15 protein-coding genes are annotated in these 18473 nt (G+C 38.9%); 7 read left to right on the forward strand and 8 right to left on the reverse strand.

Going from position 1 to position 18473, the window contains the following annotated elements:
* Window positions 1-344: 344 nt before the first annotated feature.
* The 3 genes from QZ738_RS17890 to QZ738_RS17900 form a co-directional block, all read right to left on the reverse strand.
* A complete protein-coding gene (locus QZ738_RS17890) occupies window positions 345-1469 on the reverse strand; it encodes a CofH family radical SAM protein (RefSeq protein ID WP_293789126.1) in 1125 nt (374 codons plus the stop codon).
* 63 nt (window positions 1470-1532) lie between these two features.
* Window positions 1533-2150 carry a hypothetical protein gene (locus tag QZ738_RS17895; RefSeq protein WP_293789127.1) on the reverse strand — a complete coding sequence of 206 codons (618 nt, stop codon included), beginning with the start codon at window positions 2148-2150 and terminating at the stop codon, window positions 1533-1535.
* A gap of 1 nt (window position 2151) precedes the next feature.
* Window positions 2152-2781 (reverse strand): hypothetical protein, encoded by a 630-nt coding sequence (locus QZ738_RS17900; RefSeq protein ID WP_293789129.1) that lies wholly within the window; start codon window positions 2779-2781, stop codon window positions 2152-2154.
* A 170-nt stretch (window positions 2782-2951) separates the two neighbouring features.
* Between QZ738_RS17900 and QZ738_RS17905 the strand changes: the two genes are divergently transcribed.
* Together QZ738_RS17905 and QZ738_RS17910 are read left to right on the forward strand one after the other, a co-directional pair.
* Window positions 2952-4196 carry a pitrilysin family protein gene (locus tag QZ738_RS17905; RefSeq protein ID WP_293789131.1) on the forward strand — a complete coding sequence of 415 codons (1245 nt, stop codon included), beginning with the start codon at window positions 2952-2954 and terminating at the stop codon, window positions 4194-4196.
* Entirely contained in the window at window positions 4189-5460 is a 1272-nt protein-coding gene (locus QZ738_RS17910) for a pitrilysin family protein (RefSeq protein ID WP_293789133.1), read from the forward strand. The genes QZ738_RS17905 and QZ738_RS17910 overlap by 8 nt, the downstream gene beginning before the upstream one ends.
* A 252-nt stretch (window positions 5461-5712) precedes the next feature.
* Here the strand turns inward: QZ738_RS17910 and QZ738_RS17915 are convergent, their stop codons facing one another.
* Window positions 5713-5994, reverse strand: coding sequence for a pyrimidine/purine nucleoside phosphorylase (locus QZ738_RS17915; protein WP_293789135.1), 282 nt, complete (start codon window positions 5992-5994; stop codon window positions 5713-5715).
* 288 nt (window positions 5995-6282) lie between these two features.
* Here QZ738_RS17915 and guaB point away from each other — a divergent pair, with 288 nt between their 5' ends.
* From guaB to QZ738_RS17935, 4 genes are all read left to right on the forward strand, one after another.
* Entirely contained in the window at window positions 6283-7752 is a 1470-nt protein-coding gene (gene guaB / locus QZ738_RS17920) for an IMP dehydrogenase (protein ID WP_293789137.1), read from the forward strand.
* Window positions 7753-8365: 613 nt separating this feature from the next.
* The gene (locus QZ738_RS17925; protein ID WP_293789139.1) at window positions 8366-8926 is read left to right on the forward strand and encodes a hypothetical protein; all 561 of its coding nucleotides are present in this window, start codon (window positions 8366-8368) and stop codon (window positions 8924-8926) included.
* A 225-nt stretch (window positions 8927-9151) separates the two neighbouring features.
* A complete protein-coding gene (locus QZ738_RS17930; protein WP_293789140.1) occupies window positions 9152-9727 on the forward strand; it encodes a nitroreductase in 576 nt (191 codons plus the stop codon).
* Between the two features lie 155 nt (window positions 9728-9882).
* Window positions 9883-10335 (forward strand): 3-oxoacyl-ACP synthase, encoded by a 453-nt coding sequence (locus QZ738_RS17935; protein WP_293789142.1) that lies wholly within the window; start codon window positions 9883-9885, stop codon window positions 10333-10335.
* Window positions 10336-10686: 351 nt separating this feature from the next.
* Here the strand turns inward: QZ738_RS17935 and QZ738_RS17940 are convergent, their stop codons facing one another.
* The 4 genes from QZ738_RS17940 to QZ738_RS17955 form a co-directional block, all read right to left on the reverse strand.
* On the reverse strand, window positions 10687-11853 hold the full coding sequence (locus QZ738_RS17940) for a DUF3298 and DUF4163 domain-containing protein (protein WP_293789144.1): 1167 nt from the start codon (window positions 11851-11853) through the stop codon (window positions 10687-10689).
* Window positions 11854-11957: 104 nt separating this feature from the next.
* Entirely contained in the window at window positions 11958-12839 is an 882-nt protein-coding gene (locus tag QZ738_RS17945) for a polysaccharide deacetylase family protein (protein ID WP_293789145.1), read from the reverse strand.
* A 13-nt stretch (window positions 12840-12852) separates the two neighbouring features.
* Window positions 12853-14214 carry a M1 family aminopeptidase gene (locus tag QZ738_RS17950; RefSeq protein WP_293789147.1) on the reverse strand — a complete coding sequence of 454 codons (1362 nt, stop codon included), beginning with the start codon at window positions 14212-14214 and terminating at the stop codon, window positions 12853-12855.
* A 56-nt stretch (window positions 14215-14270) separates the two neighbouring features.
* On the reverse strand, window positions 14271-15152 hold the full coding sequence (locus QZ738_RS17955; RefSeq protein ID WP_293789149.1) for a polysaccharide deacetylase family protein: 882 nt from the start codon (window positions 15150-15152) through the stop codon (window positions 14271-14273).
* A gap of 176 nt (window positions 15153-15328) precedes the next feature.
* Between QZ738_RS17955 and QZ738_RS17960 the strand changes: the two genes are divergently transcribed.
* Complete coding sequence (locus QZ738_RS17960) at window positions 15329-17836, forward strand: DPP IV N-terminal domain-containing protein (RefSeq protein ID WP_293789151.1); 2508 nt, start codon at window positions 15329-15331, stop codon at window positions 17834-17836.
* Window positions 17837-18473 lie beyond the last annotated feature (637 nt).

Genomic DNA, 18473 nt, shown 5'->3' on the forward strand with positions numbered 1-18473 from the left:
AATCTGTTGCCAACTGGAGTTCGATTGAAAATTTAGTTTTAAATGGCTTCTCTGAGATACCTTCAATTCAGAATCGTCACCTCGACCTGTAGCGCAGCGGAAAGCTAAGTGGTAAATTCATTTCCGGGTCTTTCATATTAAAAAGATGCTGACCATATGACAGCTACGAGGCCATGGAAAATACTATTCCTTGCTTTTAAATATATTCAGCAAGATAAATAGCGCAAAATCAATTGCCGTTAAAGCAGTATTTTTGACAAATAAATATAGAATTCGGGTTAATTGATCACTAATAATCGGCAGTGATCTTTTCCCTCATCCATTCGCCATTTTACCTCATCCCTTTAATAAGTAATCACTTGTTCTTCCAAATGTTCTGGCAAATCCCTGTAATTGTATTTTTGTCCGCGTAACTGTGGTTCAAAACCAGCAGCTTTGATGGATTGCTGGATGCCACTGGCTGTAAAACGGTGTGGTGCACCAGCAGCAGATACTACATTTTCTTCGATCATGATTGATCCAAAATCGTTTGCTCCGGCATGCAAACATAATTGAGCAGTCGTTTTACCAACGGTTAACCAACTGGCCTGGATGTTTTTGATATTTGGCAACATGATGCGGCTTAAAGCAATCATCCGGATGTATTCATCAGCAGTTACGTTGTTACTGATTCCACGGAGCCGTTTTAATAAAGTACCGTCGTCCTGGAAAGGCCATGGAATAAAGGCGAGAAATCCATTTGCATCGGCTGGTTTTTCGCTCTGTACCTGACGGATCCATACCAAATGTTCAAAACGTTCCTCAATGGTTTCTACATGCCCGAACATCATAGTGGCAGAGGTGGTAATATCCAACTGATGACAGGCGCGCATGACATCAAGCCATTCCTGGCCGCCGCATTTGCCTTTAGAGATTAAACGCCTTACCCGGTCATTTAATATTTCGGCACCAGCACCTGGTAAAGAGTCCATTCCGGCTTCTTTTAGCGTTTTTAATACTTCCGTGTGCGTTAGGCCTTCGAGCTTGGCTACGTGTGCAATCTCTGGCGGGCCTAAGGCATGAAGTTTTAAATCAGGGTATAATTCCTTTAATTTTTTGAATAGATCGGCATAAAAAGCCAAACCCAGATCAGGATGGTGGCCGCCTTGCAATAATAACTGGTCTCCACCTAAACGGAAAGTCTCTTCTATTTTAACCTTATAGGTCTCTATGTCGGTAATATAACTTTCCTCGTGGCCGGGCCTGCGGAAGAAATTGCAAAATTTGCAGTTTGCAATACAAACATTGGTAGTATTTACATTACGGTCGATCTGCCAGGTTACTTTACCGCTGGGCACTTGAATTTTTCTTAGCTCATTGGCTACAAACATTAAAGATGCAGTATCGGCATGGTGATATAAGTGTACACCTTCCTCTTGCGTTAAAAACTCAAAATGTAGCGCCCGTTGCAGTAAATCGGCTGTATTCATGAAGCAAAAATACTCGAAATAAGTATCACTATAATCACAGTTTTATAAAAAAACAGTGTAGTGTTAATTATTTTTGGTGGTATCAGCCTTGCGTTTGAATAGGTTTAGCAGATCATTGCCCTGCTTTTTTATCTCTTCTAAACGTTTTTTAGTGCTATCATTAACTTTTTTCAAGCCTTCATTGGCCTTTATAACATTATTCCTAACGGTGTTTTGGCCAACAGCAACTGCATCTGAAACCTGTTTAACCTTGTTTTCACCGGTCGCGATAGCGCCTACAACCTCCTTTACTTTTTTATCAGCATTAACTTTGGTGCTATCCATAAATTTCTCGGCAGCAGCGGCCACAGTGGTTGTATCTTTAGCTGGTTTACCTAACGATGTATTGGCTTTGGCAAGCAGTTGATCATCTTCTGCTTTAACGACGCCTCCATTGGCCGTATAATAGGTTTTACTGGTTAAATAATTGGTTTTGGCAGTTTCTAACTGGATTTTTGCAGCAGCTATTCTTGCAGTATCCTTACTCGCTACTGCAGCATCATAATTTAGCTGGGCATCGGTAAGTGCAAGTGCCGCAGTTTCATAAGATTTAGTGAAATCAATTTTTTCTTCTTTTTTTGTAGCTGTATTGCAGGCTGTTAAGCTGAAAGATAATAAACAGATTATAATTACATTTTTCATATTATTTCGATGTCGTAAATTGGTCAACTATTTTCTTTAAAGAGCTGGTTTCCTGCTCTTCTGTGAGGTTTCCACCAAGTCTTTCAATCTCTAGATTATTAATGCTTTTAGCAAATTCCAAATACTTCAGATACCGGTTAAGAATCTCAATTTTTGTTCCATTGTTGTTCTGTTCGGTATTGCTTAAGTTTTTAACAAAGGTTTCCATGTTATCTATACAAACAATATAAGCCTGAAAAGCATTTGGCGTAAAGTAATCATTAACCAGATTATTGGTTGCCAGTTGTGGATATAACTTAGGCAGTTCCACAGGTGTTTTCTTTAAAGTTTCAGTTAAGTTTAATCCAGAATTTGATGTATTTAAATACATTCCCTTTGTCTTCATCTGGCAGTTTTCTATCGCTAAATTAGTTGTGTTCAAGAGCTTAATCAAGTTCTTCTTTTTATCGATATTATCTAAAAAAGTATTTACTGACAGGGCAATAAATAATCCGGTAAAAGTGGAAATTAGCGAGATGATAAAACTAAATGTATCATTATTGTTTTTACGCCATTTACTTTCTCGTCTAAAATTGAGTAAAAAAAGACTTGTAGCTACTAAAATCAGTGATATTACAGCATAGGTGAGCATATTTTTTTGGTTTAAATTTTTTATAAAATTATATAATTACAGGTAATAAAAAAATTACAAATTAGTTTTGCGACATTTTTTAAAAGATAAAAAATAAATAATAATCAGTTCACCGGATTAAATTGATTAAACAATTTAGCAATTCAACAATTCGATTATCTTTGTCACTTATGGTAGATTTTAATCGTTTTACACTTGCCAATGGGTTAAAAGTTTTGGTGCATGAAGATGCTACGACCCCTATGGCAGTTTTAAATATTTTATATGATGTAGGTGCGCGTGATGAGGATCCTGAAAAAACGGGCTTCGCACATTTATTCGAACATCTGATGTTCGGTGGATCGGTAAACATTCCCAGTTATGATGAGCCTTTACAACGGGTAGGAGGAGAAAATAATGCTTTTACGAGTAATGATATTACGAATTACTACATCACTTTGCCTGCAGAGAATATCGAAACTGCTTTTTGGCTGGAGAGCGATCGGATGCTGAGCCTGGCGTTTTCTGAAAAAAGCTTAGATACGCAGCGTAATGTGGTAAGTGAGGAATTTAAACAGCGTTATCTTAATCAGCCTTATGGTGATGTTTGGTTAAAGCTCCGTCCTTTGGCATATAAAAAGCATGCTTACCGTTGGGCAACCATAGGCAAAGAGCTTTCGCACATTGAAAATGCCACCATGGATGATGTAAAATCATTTTTTAAGAAACATTATACGCCACAAAATGCAATTTTGGTTGTTGGTGGAAATGTGAAAACTGCCGATGTGAAAAAACTGGCCGAAAAATGGTTCGAACCAATTCCTGCAGGTGAAAAATATCACCGGAATTTAATTCAGGAGGAGCCTCAAACCGAACCCAGAAAAGAAACAGTAAAGGCAAATGTGCCTCTAAATGCGATTTATATGGCTTTTAAAATGCCCGGGCGGTTAAGTCAGGATTATTATGCTTTCGATTTACTGTCTGACATTTTATCACGCGGGCAGTCTTCACGGTTGTACAATAGCCTGTTAAAAGAACAGCAGCTTTTTAGCGATATCAATGCCTATATTTCGAGCAGTTTGGATCCGGGTTTATTTATTGTTGAGGGCAAATTGGTGGAAGGGGTAACCATCGAAGCCGCGGAAAAAGCCATTTGGGCCGAACTTGGAAAATTAAAAACCGAACTGGTTTCTGAAACTGAATTAACAAAAGTGAAAAACAAGGTAGAATCTGTACTTGTTTTTTCTGAGATGAACCTGCTTGATAAAGCAATGAACCTGGCCTACTATGAGCTGTTGGGCGATGCAGCCATATTGAACCGTGAAACCGAAGCGTTTTTAAAAGTAGCGGCAGAAGATATCAAAAGGATATCCAATGAAACTTTTAATCCTGATTCATCATCTACTTTATATTACTTAACCGAAGAAAATGCTTAACAGACAACAGGCACCTGATTTTAAGCAGGTATCGACCATAAATTTTATCCAGCCGGAAAAAAAAGTATTGGATAACGGGGTACCCGTTTACACCATTTATTCCGGAGAACAGGATCTGGTGCGAATCGAATTTATTTTTGATAATGTAAACTGGAATCTGGAAAAACCATTGCAGGCTATTGCGGTTAGCGCATTAATAAACAATGGAACAAATAAATTATCAGCAAAAGAAATAGCTGAACAGATTGATTTCTATGGTGCATTTTTTCAAACAGAATATATGCAGGATCAATCTTCTGTAACATTGTACACCCTCAATAAACATTTGCACTCGGTATTGCCTATTGTGAAAGATGTTTTATCAGAAAGTCAGTTTCCGCAGTATGAACTTGATATTTATGTTCAGAACCAGAAGCAAAAGCTACAGGTTAACCTGAAGAAAAATGATATCCTGTCGAGAAAGGAATTTGCCCATGCTTTGTTTGGCGATACTGCGTATGGTGTAAATATCAAAGCCGAACATTATGACGCTTTGAAGCGCGAAGATTTGCTTGATTATTTTAAGGCTGCTTATGCCCCGAATAATTGCACGGTAGTCATATCAGGAAAGTTTGATGATGCGGGATTCGATCTGTTGAATGAGTTTTTTGGCCGCAATTGGGAAAAAAGCGAAGCGGTAAAGAATAGTTTTAGTTTTAAGGCCACTGAAAAAAAGGTGGTTTATACGGAAAAACCGGACGCATTACAATCCGCTATCCGTATTGGCCAGCTGGCCATTAACCGTAAACACGAGGATTTTTCCGGACTTCAGATCCTAAATACAATTTTAGGTGGATATTTTGGTTCGCGTTTAATGAACAACATCCGCGAAGACAAAGGTTATACCTACGGAATAGGTTCTGGTATTTCTTCGCTGCAGCAGGCCGGTTATCTTTTTATTGCTACAGAGGTTGGTGCTGATGTATGTTCGGCTGCGCTGACAGAAATTTACAAAGAAATCGAGCTGCTTAAAAACGAACCTGTAGGAGCAGAAGAGCTGGATCTGGTTAGGAACTACATGCTGGGATCGATGTTAGGTAGTTTGGAGAATGTTTTTTCGCATGCAGATAAATTCAAGAACATCTATTTTGCGGGACTCGATTATGGTTATTACACCAAATATATTGAAAAGGTAAGGACCATTACTGCCGAAGAGTTATTGGTATTGGCCAATAAATACCTGACTACAGAAAATTTTACGGAAGTAGTGATCGGGAAGAAGTAAGGCATATTTCCCTCCCGCTATTCATCATATCGATTAAAGCATAGTTTCGCTATCGGCGCCAGTTCATTAGCGTAATCGTCATTTCTGCGCAGGCGGGAATCTTAACGTAATAACATTAAGATTCCCATCCGATAACCATCGGATCAAGTTGGGAATGACGATTCATCGCAACCTGTCAATTCTTTAAAATCATAGTGTCATCCATATTGTTTTTATGAAATAAATTCAAACTTGGCTGACCCTAAAGTCAATCTATCTATACTGGCACAGATAAGCGGTTTGCACAACCGCTTTTAATTTAAATGAAGCATTGGCTGGCACTTCGAAAAAGTTTCCTGCAGTGATGCTGATCCATTCGGTAGCATCTGGTAAAAGTACTTCCAATTCGCCCTCTATAACATGCATCATTTCTTTTTGAGCAGTACCGAAGGTATATTCTCCCGGATTGATCACACCAATGGTCGATTTTCCTTCAGCAGTTTCATAGCCTAACGATTTCACTTTGCCATCAAAATATTGGTTTTCAGTAATCATTGCAATTTATAAAGTTCTAGTCAAAATAGCTTTTTGTTTATCAGCCTGGTAAATCTTTCTGTAAAAAAATCTCTAAATCCTGGCATTTTCGCTTTTTGTATACAAGCCTGATCAAATTTAATTAATTAGGCTGTTAAAACTAAAACTTAAATATTTTTAACCTGATCAGGTTGTGTAATTGCAATTGTCAGGCGAAGTCAATATTTAAGCATTTTCAATTTAACCCTTTTAATTTCATTCAATTTTCGTATCTTTGCCTGGCAAATAATAGATCCTAATTTATTTGCTATGCAACTCGATTCCACAAAGTTTATTGCCACAGGTTTAACGTATGATGATGTACTATTGGTACCTGCATATTCTGAAATTCTGCCACGTGAAGTAAATACAACCACTTTTCTAACAAAAAAAATCAAACTTAATGTTCCATTGATTTCTGCTGCAATGGATACCGTAACCGAAGCTGAACTGGCCATTGCCATTGCGCAGAATGGTGGGATAGGTATGTTACATAAAAACATGACGATAGACAGACAGGCTGCTGAAGTACGGAAGGTTAAGCGTTCAGAAAGTGGCATGATCAAAGATCCGGTAACCTTATTGGAATCAGCTGTAGTTGCTGATGCTTTCAAAATTATGAAAGAGCATAAAATAGGTGGTATTCCGGTAGTAAGTAGCGATAATAAACTGGTTGGTATTATTACAAACCGGGATCTGCGTTTCCAAAAGGACATGAAACGCCCAATTTCGGAAGTAATGACCAAAGAAAATTTAATCATTGCTCCGGAAGGAACTACTTTGATTCAGGCAGAAGAAATTCTGCAGAACCATAAAATTGAGAAACTTCCTGTTGTGAGCAAAGATGGTTACTTAAGTGGTTTAATTACCTTTAAAGATATTTCAAAAGTTAAAAATTATCCGGTAGCCTGTAAAGATGAACATGGCCGTTTAAGGGTAGGGGCCGCTGTAGGGGTAACTGCCGATACTTTGCAACGTGTAGATGCTTTGGTGCACGCTGGTGTTGATGTAATTACCATTGACACTGCTCATGGACACACCAAAGGGGTAGTAGATAAACTAAAAGAAGTTAAAGCAAAATATCCTGATTTACAGGTTATTGTGGGTAATATCGCTACCGGTGCAGCTGCGAAGTTTTTGGCAGATGCCGGTGCAGATGCCGTTAAGGTAGGTATTGGCCCGGGTTCTATCTGCACCACCAGAATTATTGCTGGCGTCGGTGTTCCTCAGTTATATGCGGTTTACGAATGTGCCAAAGCCCTGAAAGGTACAGGAGTGCCCGTTATTGCCGATGGTGGTATCAAACATACGGGTGATATTGCAAAAGCAATTGCTTCAGGTGCAAGCACCGTGATGGCAGGTTCTTTATTTGCAGGAGTAGAAGAGTCGCCAGGTGAAACCATTATTTATGAAGGACGTAAATTTAAATCTTACCGTGGAATGGGCTCAATTGAGGCAATGGAACAAGGTTCTAAAGACCGATATTTCCAGGATGTAGAAGATGATATTAAAAAACTGGTTCCGGAAGGTATTGTTGGTCGCGTACCATTTAAAGGTACTTTGGCAGAGGTAATGTACCAATATATCGGCGGTTTACGTGCAAGCATGGGCTATTGTGGAGCAGCTAATATCGAAGCCTTACAGGAAGCGCAATTTGTACAGATTACCGCTGCAGGCATGCGCGAAAGCCATCCACATGATATCACCATTACCAAAGAGGCACCGAACTACACCAGATAGGGTTTAGGGTGTAAGGTTTAAGGCATAGGGTAAAGTATAATATCCTGGTATTTAAAATAATAGGACGGGGCGTCAGTTGATGATAGCCCCGTTTTTTTGTGCTGATCGTCATGCTGAGGAATAATTTATGGTATAAAAATCAATATAAATGACGTAACTGATTTCTTATGCCATACAGCACAGTCTTGCCTCGGCTACCGATGAAAAATCGGTACAGGTCCACCGCCGCCGAAGGGCTCTTACTTTTTGGCATCAAAAAGTAACAAAAAATGCCGGCTGAAAATTTTTCTTTCAAAGCCAGTAATAGGGCTTGGTCGGTGGAGTCCGAAAAATTTGTTAGGCCGGACTTAAGTAGAACGGGAGCACAGTGCGAAGGCCTTGTTAGACGGAAATGCATTGCGCACAAGTGTTTAACTATCAAAAGATAACAAAATAACGTCAATGGTAGCTTGTCGAAGGATCTTTTTTAAATGTCTTAAGTTGTTTCGATACTTCGTCAAGCTCAGCACAGGCTAAGCTCAACGTTACAAATTCGATTGAATAAAAATTTGTAATAAAGCTTAATGACGACCAATCTCAAGATGCTTTATCCTAAAATATTTATTTTAGCCTCATGCTTAACCATTCCTTGCTCGAAACCATTAAAACCACTCTCCAAAAAAGTAAAGTAGAAAAATTAGCGGCTATCGCCTCAGCAGATACCTTTTCGGTAAAAGACCTGATCGATTTAAGTTTTTATCAGGAGGAACAGATCGGATTTCGGGCAGCATGGATTTTGGAAAACGTATTTACTAACCACCAGCAGCGGTTTTTGCCCTATGCACTTTATTTTTTAGAGAAGTTTCCGCAACAAAGCAATTTATCGGCATTAAGGCATTATGTAAAAATCTTAGCACTCATTACCAAAAGAAACGCTTCTATAGACAGCAAAAGTATTATTGACGATTATAATACTGATCATTTGGTTGAAGTTGTTTTTGCCTGGTTGATTGATGAGAAAATCCCTGTGGCCATAAAATCACATTGTCTGAATATTTTAGCTAATTTAACAATTAAACACAGCTGGATTAGGGAAGAACTTTTTCAAACCATGGATTTTCTGGTGGATAAAGAAAGTATAGGTTTCTTTGCCAAGGTTAAGCAGATCAGGAAACAGTTGTCAGTTGGCAGTTAACAGTTGGCAGTTAATAATTTTCAGTTACCAATTAACCAATGACTAATTAACCAATGACCAATGACCAATGAACCAATGACCAATGAACCAATGACTAATGAACCAATGTCTAATCACTAATTTTCAGTTAATAAAAAGTCAAATCTTCAGGGCTTTAGCCTTAAACCCTACACCTTCAACCCTACACCTCACCAAACCTTCGGCCTTTTACCTTATCTTTACCACATGAGTAACACATACGATATCATCTCGAAAGTTATAAAAGAACGTCGCAGTATTTTCCCGGCAAGCTATATTAAAAAAGAAATTCCGGTTGAAGTTATCAACCATATTTTGGAAACGGCCAATTATGCTCCTACACATAAATTAACCCAGCCATGGCGTTTCGTCGTAATCAGGAAAACCGGACTGGCCAGGTTGGGAGCGGAATTGGGTAAACTATACAAGGCATTAGTTTCTCCACAGCAGTTTTTACAGAAAAAGTATGATAGCTTTGCTGAGAAAACAAGTCAGGCTGATTGTATTATTGCTATTAATATGCAAATAAGCGGTAAAATACCCGAGTGGGAAGAGCTTGCTGCGGTTTCCTGTGCGGTACAAAATATGGCCTTAACAGCAGAGAGTTTGAAAGTTGGCGCCTATTGGAGTTCGCCACCGTTGATTGATCAGCTAAGCGATTTCTTAAGCCTTGGCGAAAACGAAAAGTGCATCGGTTTATTCTATATGGGATACCATAACGAAAAACCCTGGGCGCCAAACCGCACACCGATGGAAGATAAGGTGAGGTGGATAGAGGGATAGTTTTAGTCCAGAGTCATCAGTCTTTTAGTCTTCAGTCCCTAGTCTATAGCCTCAAGTCTGGTTAAGGGTTTGATCATTCATGGCTATCGTGCTGTGAACCATTGACCATTATTCCCATCTATTGACCATTTTATATCATTAATCATCCATCACCTATGTCTGCTTTAAAATCTAAACTTTACCAGCTTTGTTTTGCTTTCATCCAAAAAAGGATAGAAAATATCGAATATTCCTTACAGCAGGCCAGGCAGGCATCTAACGATGACACCAAAAGTAGCGCGGGCGATAAATATGAAACCACACGCGAAATGATGCAGCAGGAAATGGACCGTAACAGCAAACTATTGTACGAAGCAGGGCAGCAGAAAATTGCTTTGCAGCAAATTGAAAATGTAACGTCAGACCGATTGGTTAAAAACGGGAGTTTGGTGCTTACTTCCGGAGGTAACTTCTACATTAGCATTAGTGCCGGGGAGTTAAATACGGACGGCCAAAAATTCTTTGCGGTCTCACAGGTTTCGCCTATTGGCAAGCTTTTGATCGGAAAAGCTGTAAATGACAGTTTTAAGTTTAATGGGAAAGAGTATATCGTAAAGGAGATACTGTAGCAGTTTTCAGTTGGCAGTTTTCAGTTGGCAGTTTTCAGTTGACAGTTTTCAGTTGACAGTTTATATTATACCGATTAACCAAAAATATGAGCTCAATAATTTTTATGAATACTGCTTTATAAATGCATCTGACTAAATTAATTCGTCGTGCTGAATTCATTGCAGCATCTTTTTATCGGGCAAGACCCTGCCATAAATTACCTTCGGTGAGCTCGCTAAGGCTCGGTTCAGGGTGATGACATATGAATTATCAAAGTCAGATTGAGACATCTCCGCTGATTTAAGATGATCTACACAGAAGGTTTTAATAACCAGGTTTCAATTCACAGTTAACCAGCAATTATTGCAAATTTATTTGATTTTCATTCTTTGCTTAAATGCCGGTACTAAATAATTCTTCACATCCGAATAAGGAATAAATATTACAATCTGTCCTTGGGCATAACTGGCCACTTCATACGGATTGTACATAAAGGCAATACCATTGGCATTGAAGTAGAAGTTGTTATTGGGCTTAATAAAATCATCAAAAAGAAAAGTGCTTAGTGCATCTTTTGCTTTGATATTATATTCCTTACGTAGATTGCGTTCCAAAATGCCTGACAAAGCATTTGAATCTATTTTGATGATATCATTTAGTTCGAGCTGTTTTTTGTTCGGCACATCTAAACAGATCATGCTGCTGTTGTAATTTCCGTGCGCACCGCCAGTGTAAGTGTCGGTAAGGAAATCAACTACCACATAACCATTATCATTGTAATTAACCGTTTGCTGACTATTGTCTGTATAATTCATCCAGGCTTCAAATTCACTTCCCCGGCCATCTTTTTGCTGTTCGGCAACGTCGGTTTTATAATCGCTGAAATAGGTAGCTGCCAGATTTTTGAAACCGGTTAAGCGATCAACTTTTTCCAGACCGAAGATTTTTTTTAGTTCTGAATCCAGCCATTTGCCATTTTCATCCCGGTTTTTGCTTTCAAGATATTGAAAACTAATTTCGGCGGTAGGAGATTTTGCCCGGTTAGCAAATGCATTGACTGAATCTCTGTAAATTCCGATGCTGAACGGATAGCTGCCTTCCGGATATTTTTCTGTCAAAATTACCGGGTATTTTTTTGTTTTATCGCCACTTTCCCATATACCATCAAAACCGTTCCCGGTCCATTTCAATTTTAAGAGCGGTGATTTTGAATTTTCATTAAAGTATGATTCATAGAAATTATATTCCGCCAGTATTATACTATCTTTTCCTATCACCGTATCAGTAGAAAGATTAAGCCATGATCCATCATAATAATAGGTGCCACTTACCTCATCATCATCAACTTTTTGCAGGTGCATTACTACTTTTTTACCGGCTATTGTCCCTTCTAGTCTTTTGTAAAAGCTCTTTCCAAGCGCTTTTTTGGTCACGTTTTCACCATCAGTCGTTACACTGCTATCGTTTCCGTTTTTAGGATTATTACAGGCGAACATTATTGCACATCCAAAAAGCAGAAAAAGAGAAGAATACTTCATAAGGTCATAATTAATGGGTTTAAATGTCGGGAAGATTGTGGCGCAGCATCAATTTCTCCAACCTTTAACCTTTTAATACTTAATTTTAATCATTAACCCCTTTGCTAAGATTTTGTTTTATTAAAACTCTTATTGATGCTGTAATAAAGGTTTTTCGCAGTGTATCTTCCCGGATCGATAATTCTCCTGATGGTGTAAAGCGGATAATTTTCATCTCGTGCGGTCGAAAGGATAAAAGCAGCCTTAAAACCATGTTCTTTCAGTTTATGCAGGGTAGATGATTTGTAAACACCATAGGGAAACGCAAAATATTCTACTTTTTTACCTGTAATCTCTTCCAGTTTTTTGGTAGGTTCATCAATCTGTGTCGTCCAATCTGCGTCAGTAAATTGTGCAAAATTTTTATGGTCGTACGTATGGCTTGCAATGGTATTTCCTTCGTCAGATAGTTGTTTGATCTGCGCTTTGGTCATGTAATTGATGCGCCCCTTTCTGCCTATGGATACTGTCATGATAAAATAAACCCCTTTAAAGCCATATTTTTTCAATGTAGAATTGCCAACTGTAAATTGGTCTTCATCTGTATCATCGAAAGTGATCATAATGGGTTTTTCAGGTAATTTAGCGCCGTAAACCAGGTAATTATACAACTGATCGGGCAGAATAGTATGGTAGCCACTATCGGCCAGCATTTTCATGTGTTCCCTGAATTTTTGGGGTGCAATGATATCATCATGTGCTCTTTTGCTATCGCTGGCAATGTTGTTTCTGATCTGATGGTAACACAGAACGGGTACCTCTCTGCGTGCCAAAATGGTTTTATTATCGGCAGGTTTGGTGTTTGCAGAATCTATTTTAACTACAGACGAAGTGTTTTTTGTGATGGCCTTTTCTTTTTGCTTATTGCCCGAACAGGCAAATGAAAATAATGATAATCCCAGAGCGTATAACAGGCTGGTTGCCATTGGCTTTAAATGTGAATTCAAGGTTTTTAACTATTTATTTAATCAAAGATACAGCGTTTTCAGAAATGATAAAGTTTTTTTCGTAAGCATCCCACTCTTTATGAGTCACACCAGATTTCAGCGCGTTCCTTTTAAAGAAACTGTAATCGGTTAATTCATTTGTAGAAGTTAAGCAGGTATTCAAGAATTTAAACATTCGTTTTTCGCCGATCATCTGCTCTAAACCACGGAGTAAAAACGGGCCGTAAGAATAACGGTAAGTTCCGGAGATTTCATTGGCATCTTTAATATCATTTAAAGGTTTGGCCTTAAAGTTTTTTAATTGCTTGCCTCTGTCTGCAAAGTATTTGGTGCTGAACGTTTTTCCAAATTTTTCTTCAGCCGCTTTAACTGCCAGATATTCGGCAGTTGATTCTAGAAAGAACCAAAATAAAGTAGAATTTGGCTGCAGCACATTTCCGAAATAGTAATGGCCAATTTCATGTGCGATAAATGGATAATCGGTTGAGTCTTTAAGTTTGTTTTGCTGTACATCAATCATATCGCCCAATTTGATACCCGCAAAGGCAATTGTTGGGAACGACACAAAGCCCCAGCTTCTGCCTTTATTAAATTTTTCAACAGGTGAATGTTCTATAAATACATTTCTGGTATCATACGGAATATTTAAGACATTGAAATAATAGGCTTTCATTTCCGCTATGCTATTTTCGAAAACTTCCAGTTGTTTATCATCCATCTGGCTGTTTAAGAATAACGCTCCCTTGGTTTTTTGCACACCATAATCCCCCGCAAAAATCATGGGCGCAATAGGCACTTCAGATTTAAAACGCGCAACTGGTCCTGCTTTTGGCTGGTCGCCGTTGATGAAGATCATTTTGGCATCTTTGCTGGTTACCTGAATATCAAAGGTCATCTGCTCAATTTGTCTGTCATTTTTGATGTCGTAAATAACAGGGTACCATTTGGATTGATCGGTGGCGCGCATTGTTTTACCATTAAAGGCAATCAAACCCTTAAAATCAACAAAGTTTAAGGTGTCGGTATAAATCGGAAAAGCACCGGTATAGGTAATGTGCAGTTTTCCCGGATTGATCAGTGTGCTGTCTTTATACAATGGCGTGTAGGTTAAACCTTCGCCGCGCATGGCTCCGCCATAAAAACCACTGTATTTTAAAGTCTGATTGGCAGCATCTTTTATGGCTTTAATGTTAAAACCTTTGTTCAGTAGTATTTGGTAGTCTTTACCAAGGTTAGGGATATTGCTTAAAACAAAATCGCAGGTAATTTGCCCCGTAGCCATAACCACTTCAACTTTTCCACTTAGATGGGGTGTCTGGGCATTGAGCTTAATAATCTGGGATAACAATAAAACAATCAAGGCTATTTTTTTCATGTTGATGCGGTGGTTCATGTAAAAAAGAAAATCCCGATTTTAAACCGGGATTTTTATTAGAAGCTGTTTTTAATGCTGTTGCTTAATGTTTTCGGCGACCAGTAGCCACTGGCGATAATCCGGCGGATGGTAAACAGCGGGTCTTTTTCATCACGTTTGGTTGATAATTGGAAGGCCATTCTAAAACCACGTTTTTTAAGCTCGGGAATACCTTCAGCATTCCATAAACCAAATGGATAAGCAAATTCGGTCATTTTTTTGCCCGTAATTTCTTCCAGTTTTTTGGTTGGTTTGTCTAACTGTTCTTCCCAATCCTTACCGGCGTATTTTTTGAAGTTTTTATGATCGTAAGTGTGGCTGCCAATCACATTTCCTTCGTCAGCAAGTTGTTTAATCTGCTCTTTCGTCATGTAATCTACAAACTTACCTTTTCTGCCGATGGAAACGGTCATGATGAAATACACTGCCTTATAACCCAGTTTTTCTAGAGTGGGGCGCACAACGGTAAACTGATCCATGTCGGTATCATCAAAGGTTAACATGATGGGTTTACTCGGCAGGGCGGCACCCGTATTGAGGTAGGCGTAAAGCTGATCGGGTAGAATGGTATGATAACCGCTATCGGCCAGCATTTTCATCTGATCTTTAAAATTCTGGATTTCTACGATATAGTCTTTACCTACTTTTCCATCGGTCGGTTTCCAGTTTCTTACCTGGTGGTAACATAGAATAGGAACTTGTTTTCTGGCCAGGATGGTTTTGGCATCAGCCACTTTTATTTTCGATACATCAACGGCTGCGGCTTTGGCATCCTGGCTCGTTTGTACTGTTTTTTCAGTGGAGTTTTCGCCTGTTGAATTGTCTGTTTGTGATTTAGATTTGCAGCTGGCCAATAAGATGGTGCCTGCCGTGAGTAAGGTTAAAAAGCTGTATTTCATTGTTAGTATATATGGGTACAAAACTATAAAATCCTTCAGTTATTTATCCATCAAAATAAATGGTGTTAATAATTAATGCCGGTTGTAAGAAATTACACTAACTATCGCATTTATTACACATGAAAGCTTATTTAATATCCTTTAATTAAATAATTTAGCAGCTCAAACAAATTTTAATGAACAAATTCTACAAATTTCTGCTGGGCGCGCAGTTTTTATCCTTAACTGTTGCTGCACAAAATAAAACATTTACCATAACCGAAAATATTCAGCCACAGGCTAAAGCAAATTATCAGCTTGCTTCTCGCTTTTCGCCAAATAAGCTGAAAAAAATGGTTTATTCTACCGCTGTAGATCCACATTGGCTAAAGTTGAGCAACCGTTTTTGGTACACTTTCGAAAGTCCTAAAGGAAAATTCTGGTATTTGGTAGATCCTGCAGCCAAAAGCAAAAGGTTGATGTTTGATAATGCTAAACTTGCTGCAGATATTACGCTGATTGTTCGCGATCCGTTTGATGCGGAACATTTGCCACTTGAAAACTTAAAATTTGCCGCCGACGAAAAAAGTATTTCCTTCGAAGTTAAAAGTACGGTTGAAGAGCTAAAAAAAGATAGAAAAGATAAAAAAGCCGCAGATTCTATGCAGAAGAAGATATTTTCTTTCAAATATGAACTGGCCAGTGCAAAATTAACCGAGATTCCAAATTTTAGTAAACCCAAGCCCAAACCTTCATGGGGATCTGTTGCGCCCGATTCTTCTGCAATTATCTTTTCCCGCAATTACAATTTGTATTGGATGGATAAAGAGAACTACAAAAAGGCCGTTAACAACGAGGAAGACAGCACCATTGTAGAACATCAGCTGACTAAAGACGGGGTAAAATTTTATTCTTATGGAAGTGATGGCGATGGTGAAAACAACGTAGAAAACGAAAAAAACAATAAAAAACGCCGTGGCGCTTATGTGCTCTGGTCACCCAATTCGAAATATTTTGTATTAGACCGGACTGATTCGCGTAAGGTGAAAGACCTTTGGGTAATTAACAGTGTTACACCAGGTCGCCCGACTTTAGAAACCTATAAATACCAGATGCCGGGAGAGGCAGAAGCCCCTCAGGATGAAGTTTTGTTGTTCGATTTTGCCGCAAAATCCTATAAAAAACTAAATGTAGCTGCATTTAAAGATCAAAGTGTATCTGTTTGGAGCAAACCTGCCTTAAATAAAGACCGCGATAACGAATTCCGTCCGTCTATTTGGCTAGGCAACAATAACAGGTTTTACTTTTCGCGTACCAGTCGCGATTTAAAGCGTATCGACATTGGTACCGTTGATATTGCCACAGGCAAAGTTACGCCATTAATTGATGAACGTTTCAATACCTACGTTGAAGTGAACCGCCCTGGTTTGGTTAATGATGGTAAAGAATTAATTCACTGGAGTGAACGCGACGGTTGGGCACATTTTTACCTTTTTGATGAGAACGGCAAGCTGAAAAATCAGATTACTAAAGGCGCTTTCCACTGCGAGAGCATTGTAAATATTGACGAGAAAAAACGCATCCTTTATTTTACTGCAAATGGCAGGGAAGGTAAAGAAGATCCTTATTACTTGCATTTATACAGCATCAATTTCGATGGCTCGAATATGAAATTGTTAAATGCGGGAGATTTCGATCACCTGGCCAATGTGAATGATAACAATACTTTTTTTGTTGATAATTACTCGAGGGTAAATACTGCACCAAAAGCTACACTTTATGATGGAACGGGCAAAAAAGTAATGGATCTGGAAACAACAGACCTTTCATTGCTCATGGCTGCGGGCTACAAATTTCCTGAGCCTTTTAAAGTAAAAGCGGATGACGGCATAACTGACCTGTATGGTGTGATGTATAAACCTTTTGATTTTGATCCGAATAAAAAATATCCAATCATCGAATATGTTTACCCAGGGCCACAAACCGAAGCGGTGAATAAGGCTTTCAGCAAAAGCATGGACCGTACCGAACGTTTGGCTCAATTTGGCTACATTGTGATTACGGTAGGTAACCGTGGAGGAAACCCTTCGCGTTCTAAATGGTACCATACTTATGGTTACGGCAATCTCCGTGATTACGGATTGGCAGATAAAAAAACAGCTGTGGAGCAATTGGCAGCCAAATATTCGTATATCGACGAATCAAAAGTGGGTATCACCGGTCACTCTGGTGGTGGTTTTATGTCTACTGCAGCTATGCTGGTTTATCCCGATTTCTTCAAAGCGGCTGTGTCAAACGCCGGGAATCACGACAACAGCATTTACAACCGCTGGTGGAGCGAAAAACATCATGGTGTAAAGGAAACCATTTCTTTAAAAGGCGATACCTCATTTAAATACAGCATTGATAAAAATCCTGATCTGGCAAAAAACCTTAAGGGGCATTTATTACTGATGCATGGTGACGTAGATAACAATGTGCACCCGGCCAATTCGATCCGTGTAGCCAATGCTCTGATGAAAGCGGGCAAACGTTTCGATTTTCTGATCATACCAGGGCAGCGCCATGGTTTTGGAGATATGACAGAATACGCTTTCTGGAAGCTGGCCGACCATTTTAACAAATATTTAATAGGTGATTTTTCTGAACCTGGCGATGTTGATATGGTAGAAATGGACCGGGATATTGAGCAGAACGGTAAGTAATTAACCACAGATGAAAAGGATAAGCACAGATCAATATTGTTAGCTGTGTTAATATCTTTTGTTGGAGTTCATAATAAAGCCGTGGTTCGTGTCCTCACGAACCACTCATCCATTAAATGATTGTCTTAAGCAATCAGCATCTTTTGCAATGATCCGTATCTTCACTAACCATCTGTTTTTAAACATTGTTGTTTTTCGGAAAGCAGGCTTGGGTGGTTCTTGGGCTATTCCAGTCCTGCTATTGCCCATAGTTTGGCGCTATCGGGTTTATATAACTATCGCCTTGGTTCGAGTCCTCACGAACCATTAATTTTAATCATTTCTATTTTAGGTAAAGCAAGCTCCGGTGTTCTTCGGTTAGTTCAGTCCTGCTATTGCCCATAGTCCCGATTGAGTTTTCTTGAATATAATTTTTGCTTTAAATCGGGAGCTATTTGGCGCTATCAGGTTTATATAATTGGGGTTTGTGTTCCAAAGGGAAACGGTTTCGATAGCAAAAAACTGTCTCCCGTCATGTAGCCGTAGCAAAATTAACAGATTTTGAGCTGGCAAAATAATTACGTTGGCGGTGTCAACATGCTACGCTTAACATGGTATCTTTTTCGCCATGGTTCGCGTCCACTATCGCCATGGTTTG

The sequence above is a fragment of the uncultured Pedobacter sp. genome (assembly GCF_913776295.1).
Classification (GTDB): domain Bacteria; phylum Bacteroidota; class Bacteroidia; order Sphingobacteriales; family Sphingobacteriaceae; genus Pedobacter.

Excerpts from the sequence above, each read along its gene's own strand:
- QZ738_RS17895 (WP_293789127.1), bottom strand. The coding sequence starts at position 2,150 with ATGAAAAATGTAATTATAATCTGTTTATTATCTTTCAGCTTAACAGCC.
- QZ738_RS17890 (WP_293789126.1), bottom strand. The coding sequence starts at position 1,469 with ATGAATACAGCCGATTTACTGCAACGGGCGCTACATTTTGAGTTTTTA.
- QZ738_RS17960 (WP_293789151.1), top strand. The coding sequence starts at position 15,329 with ATGAACAAATTCTACAAATTTCTGCTGGGCGCGCAGTTTTTATCCTTA.
- QZ738_RS17940 (WP_293789144.1), bottom strand. The coding sequence starts at position 11,853 with ATGAAGTATTCTTCTCTTTTTCTGCTTTTTGGATGTGCAATAATGTTC.
- QZ738_RS17925 (WP_293789139.1), top strand. The coding sequence starts at position 8,366 with ATGCTTAACCATTCCTTGCTCGAAACCATTAAAACCACTCTCCAAAAA.
- QZ738_RS17905 (WP_293789131.1), top strand. The coding sequence starts at position 2,952 with ATGGTAGATTTTAATCGTTTTACACTTGCCAATGGGTTAAAAGTTTTG.
- QZ738_RS17935 (WP_293789142.1), top strand. The coding sequence starts at position 9,883 with ATGTCTGCTTTAAAATCTAAACTTTACCAGCTTTGTTTTGCTTTCATC.
- QZ738_RS17900 (WP_293789129.1), bottom strand. The coding sequence starts at position 2,781 with ATGCTCACCTATGCTGTAATATCACTGATTTTAGTAGCTACAAGTCTT.
- QZ738_RS17930 (WP_293789140.1), top strand. The coding sequence starts at position 9,152 with ATGAGTAACACATACGATATCATCTCGAAAGTTATAAAAGAACGTCGC.
- QZ738_RS17910 (WP_293789133.1), top strand. The coding sequence starts at position 4,189 with ATGCTTAACAGACAACAGGCACCTGATTTTAAGCAGGTATCGACCATA.
- QZ738_RS17950 (WP_293789147.1), bottom strand. The coding sequence starts at position 14,214 with ATGAAAAAAATAGCCTTGATTGTTTTATTGTTATCCCAGATTATTAAG.
- QZ738_RS17955 (WP_293789149.1), bottom strand. The coding sequence starts at position 15,152 with ATGAAATACAGCTTTTTAACCTTACTCACGGCAGGCACCATCTTATTG.
- QZ738_RS17915 (WP_293789135.1), bottom strand. The coding sequence starts at position 5,994 with ATGATTACTGAAAACCAATATTTTGATGGCAAAGTGAAATCGTTAGGC.
- guaB (WP_293789137.1), top strand. The coding sequence starts at position 6,283 with ATGCAACTCGATTCCACAAAGTTTATTGCCACAGGTTTAACGTATGAT.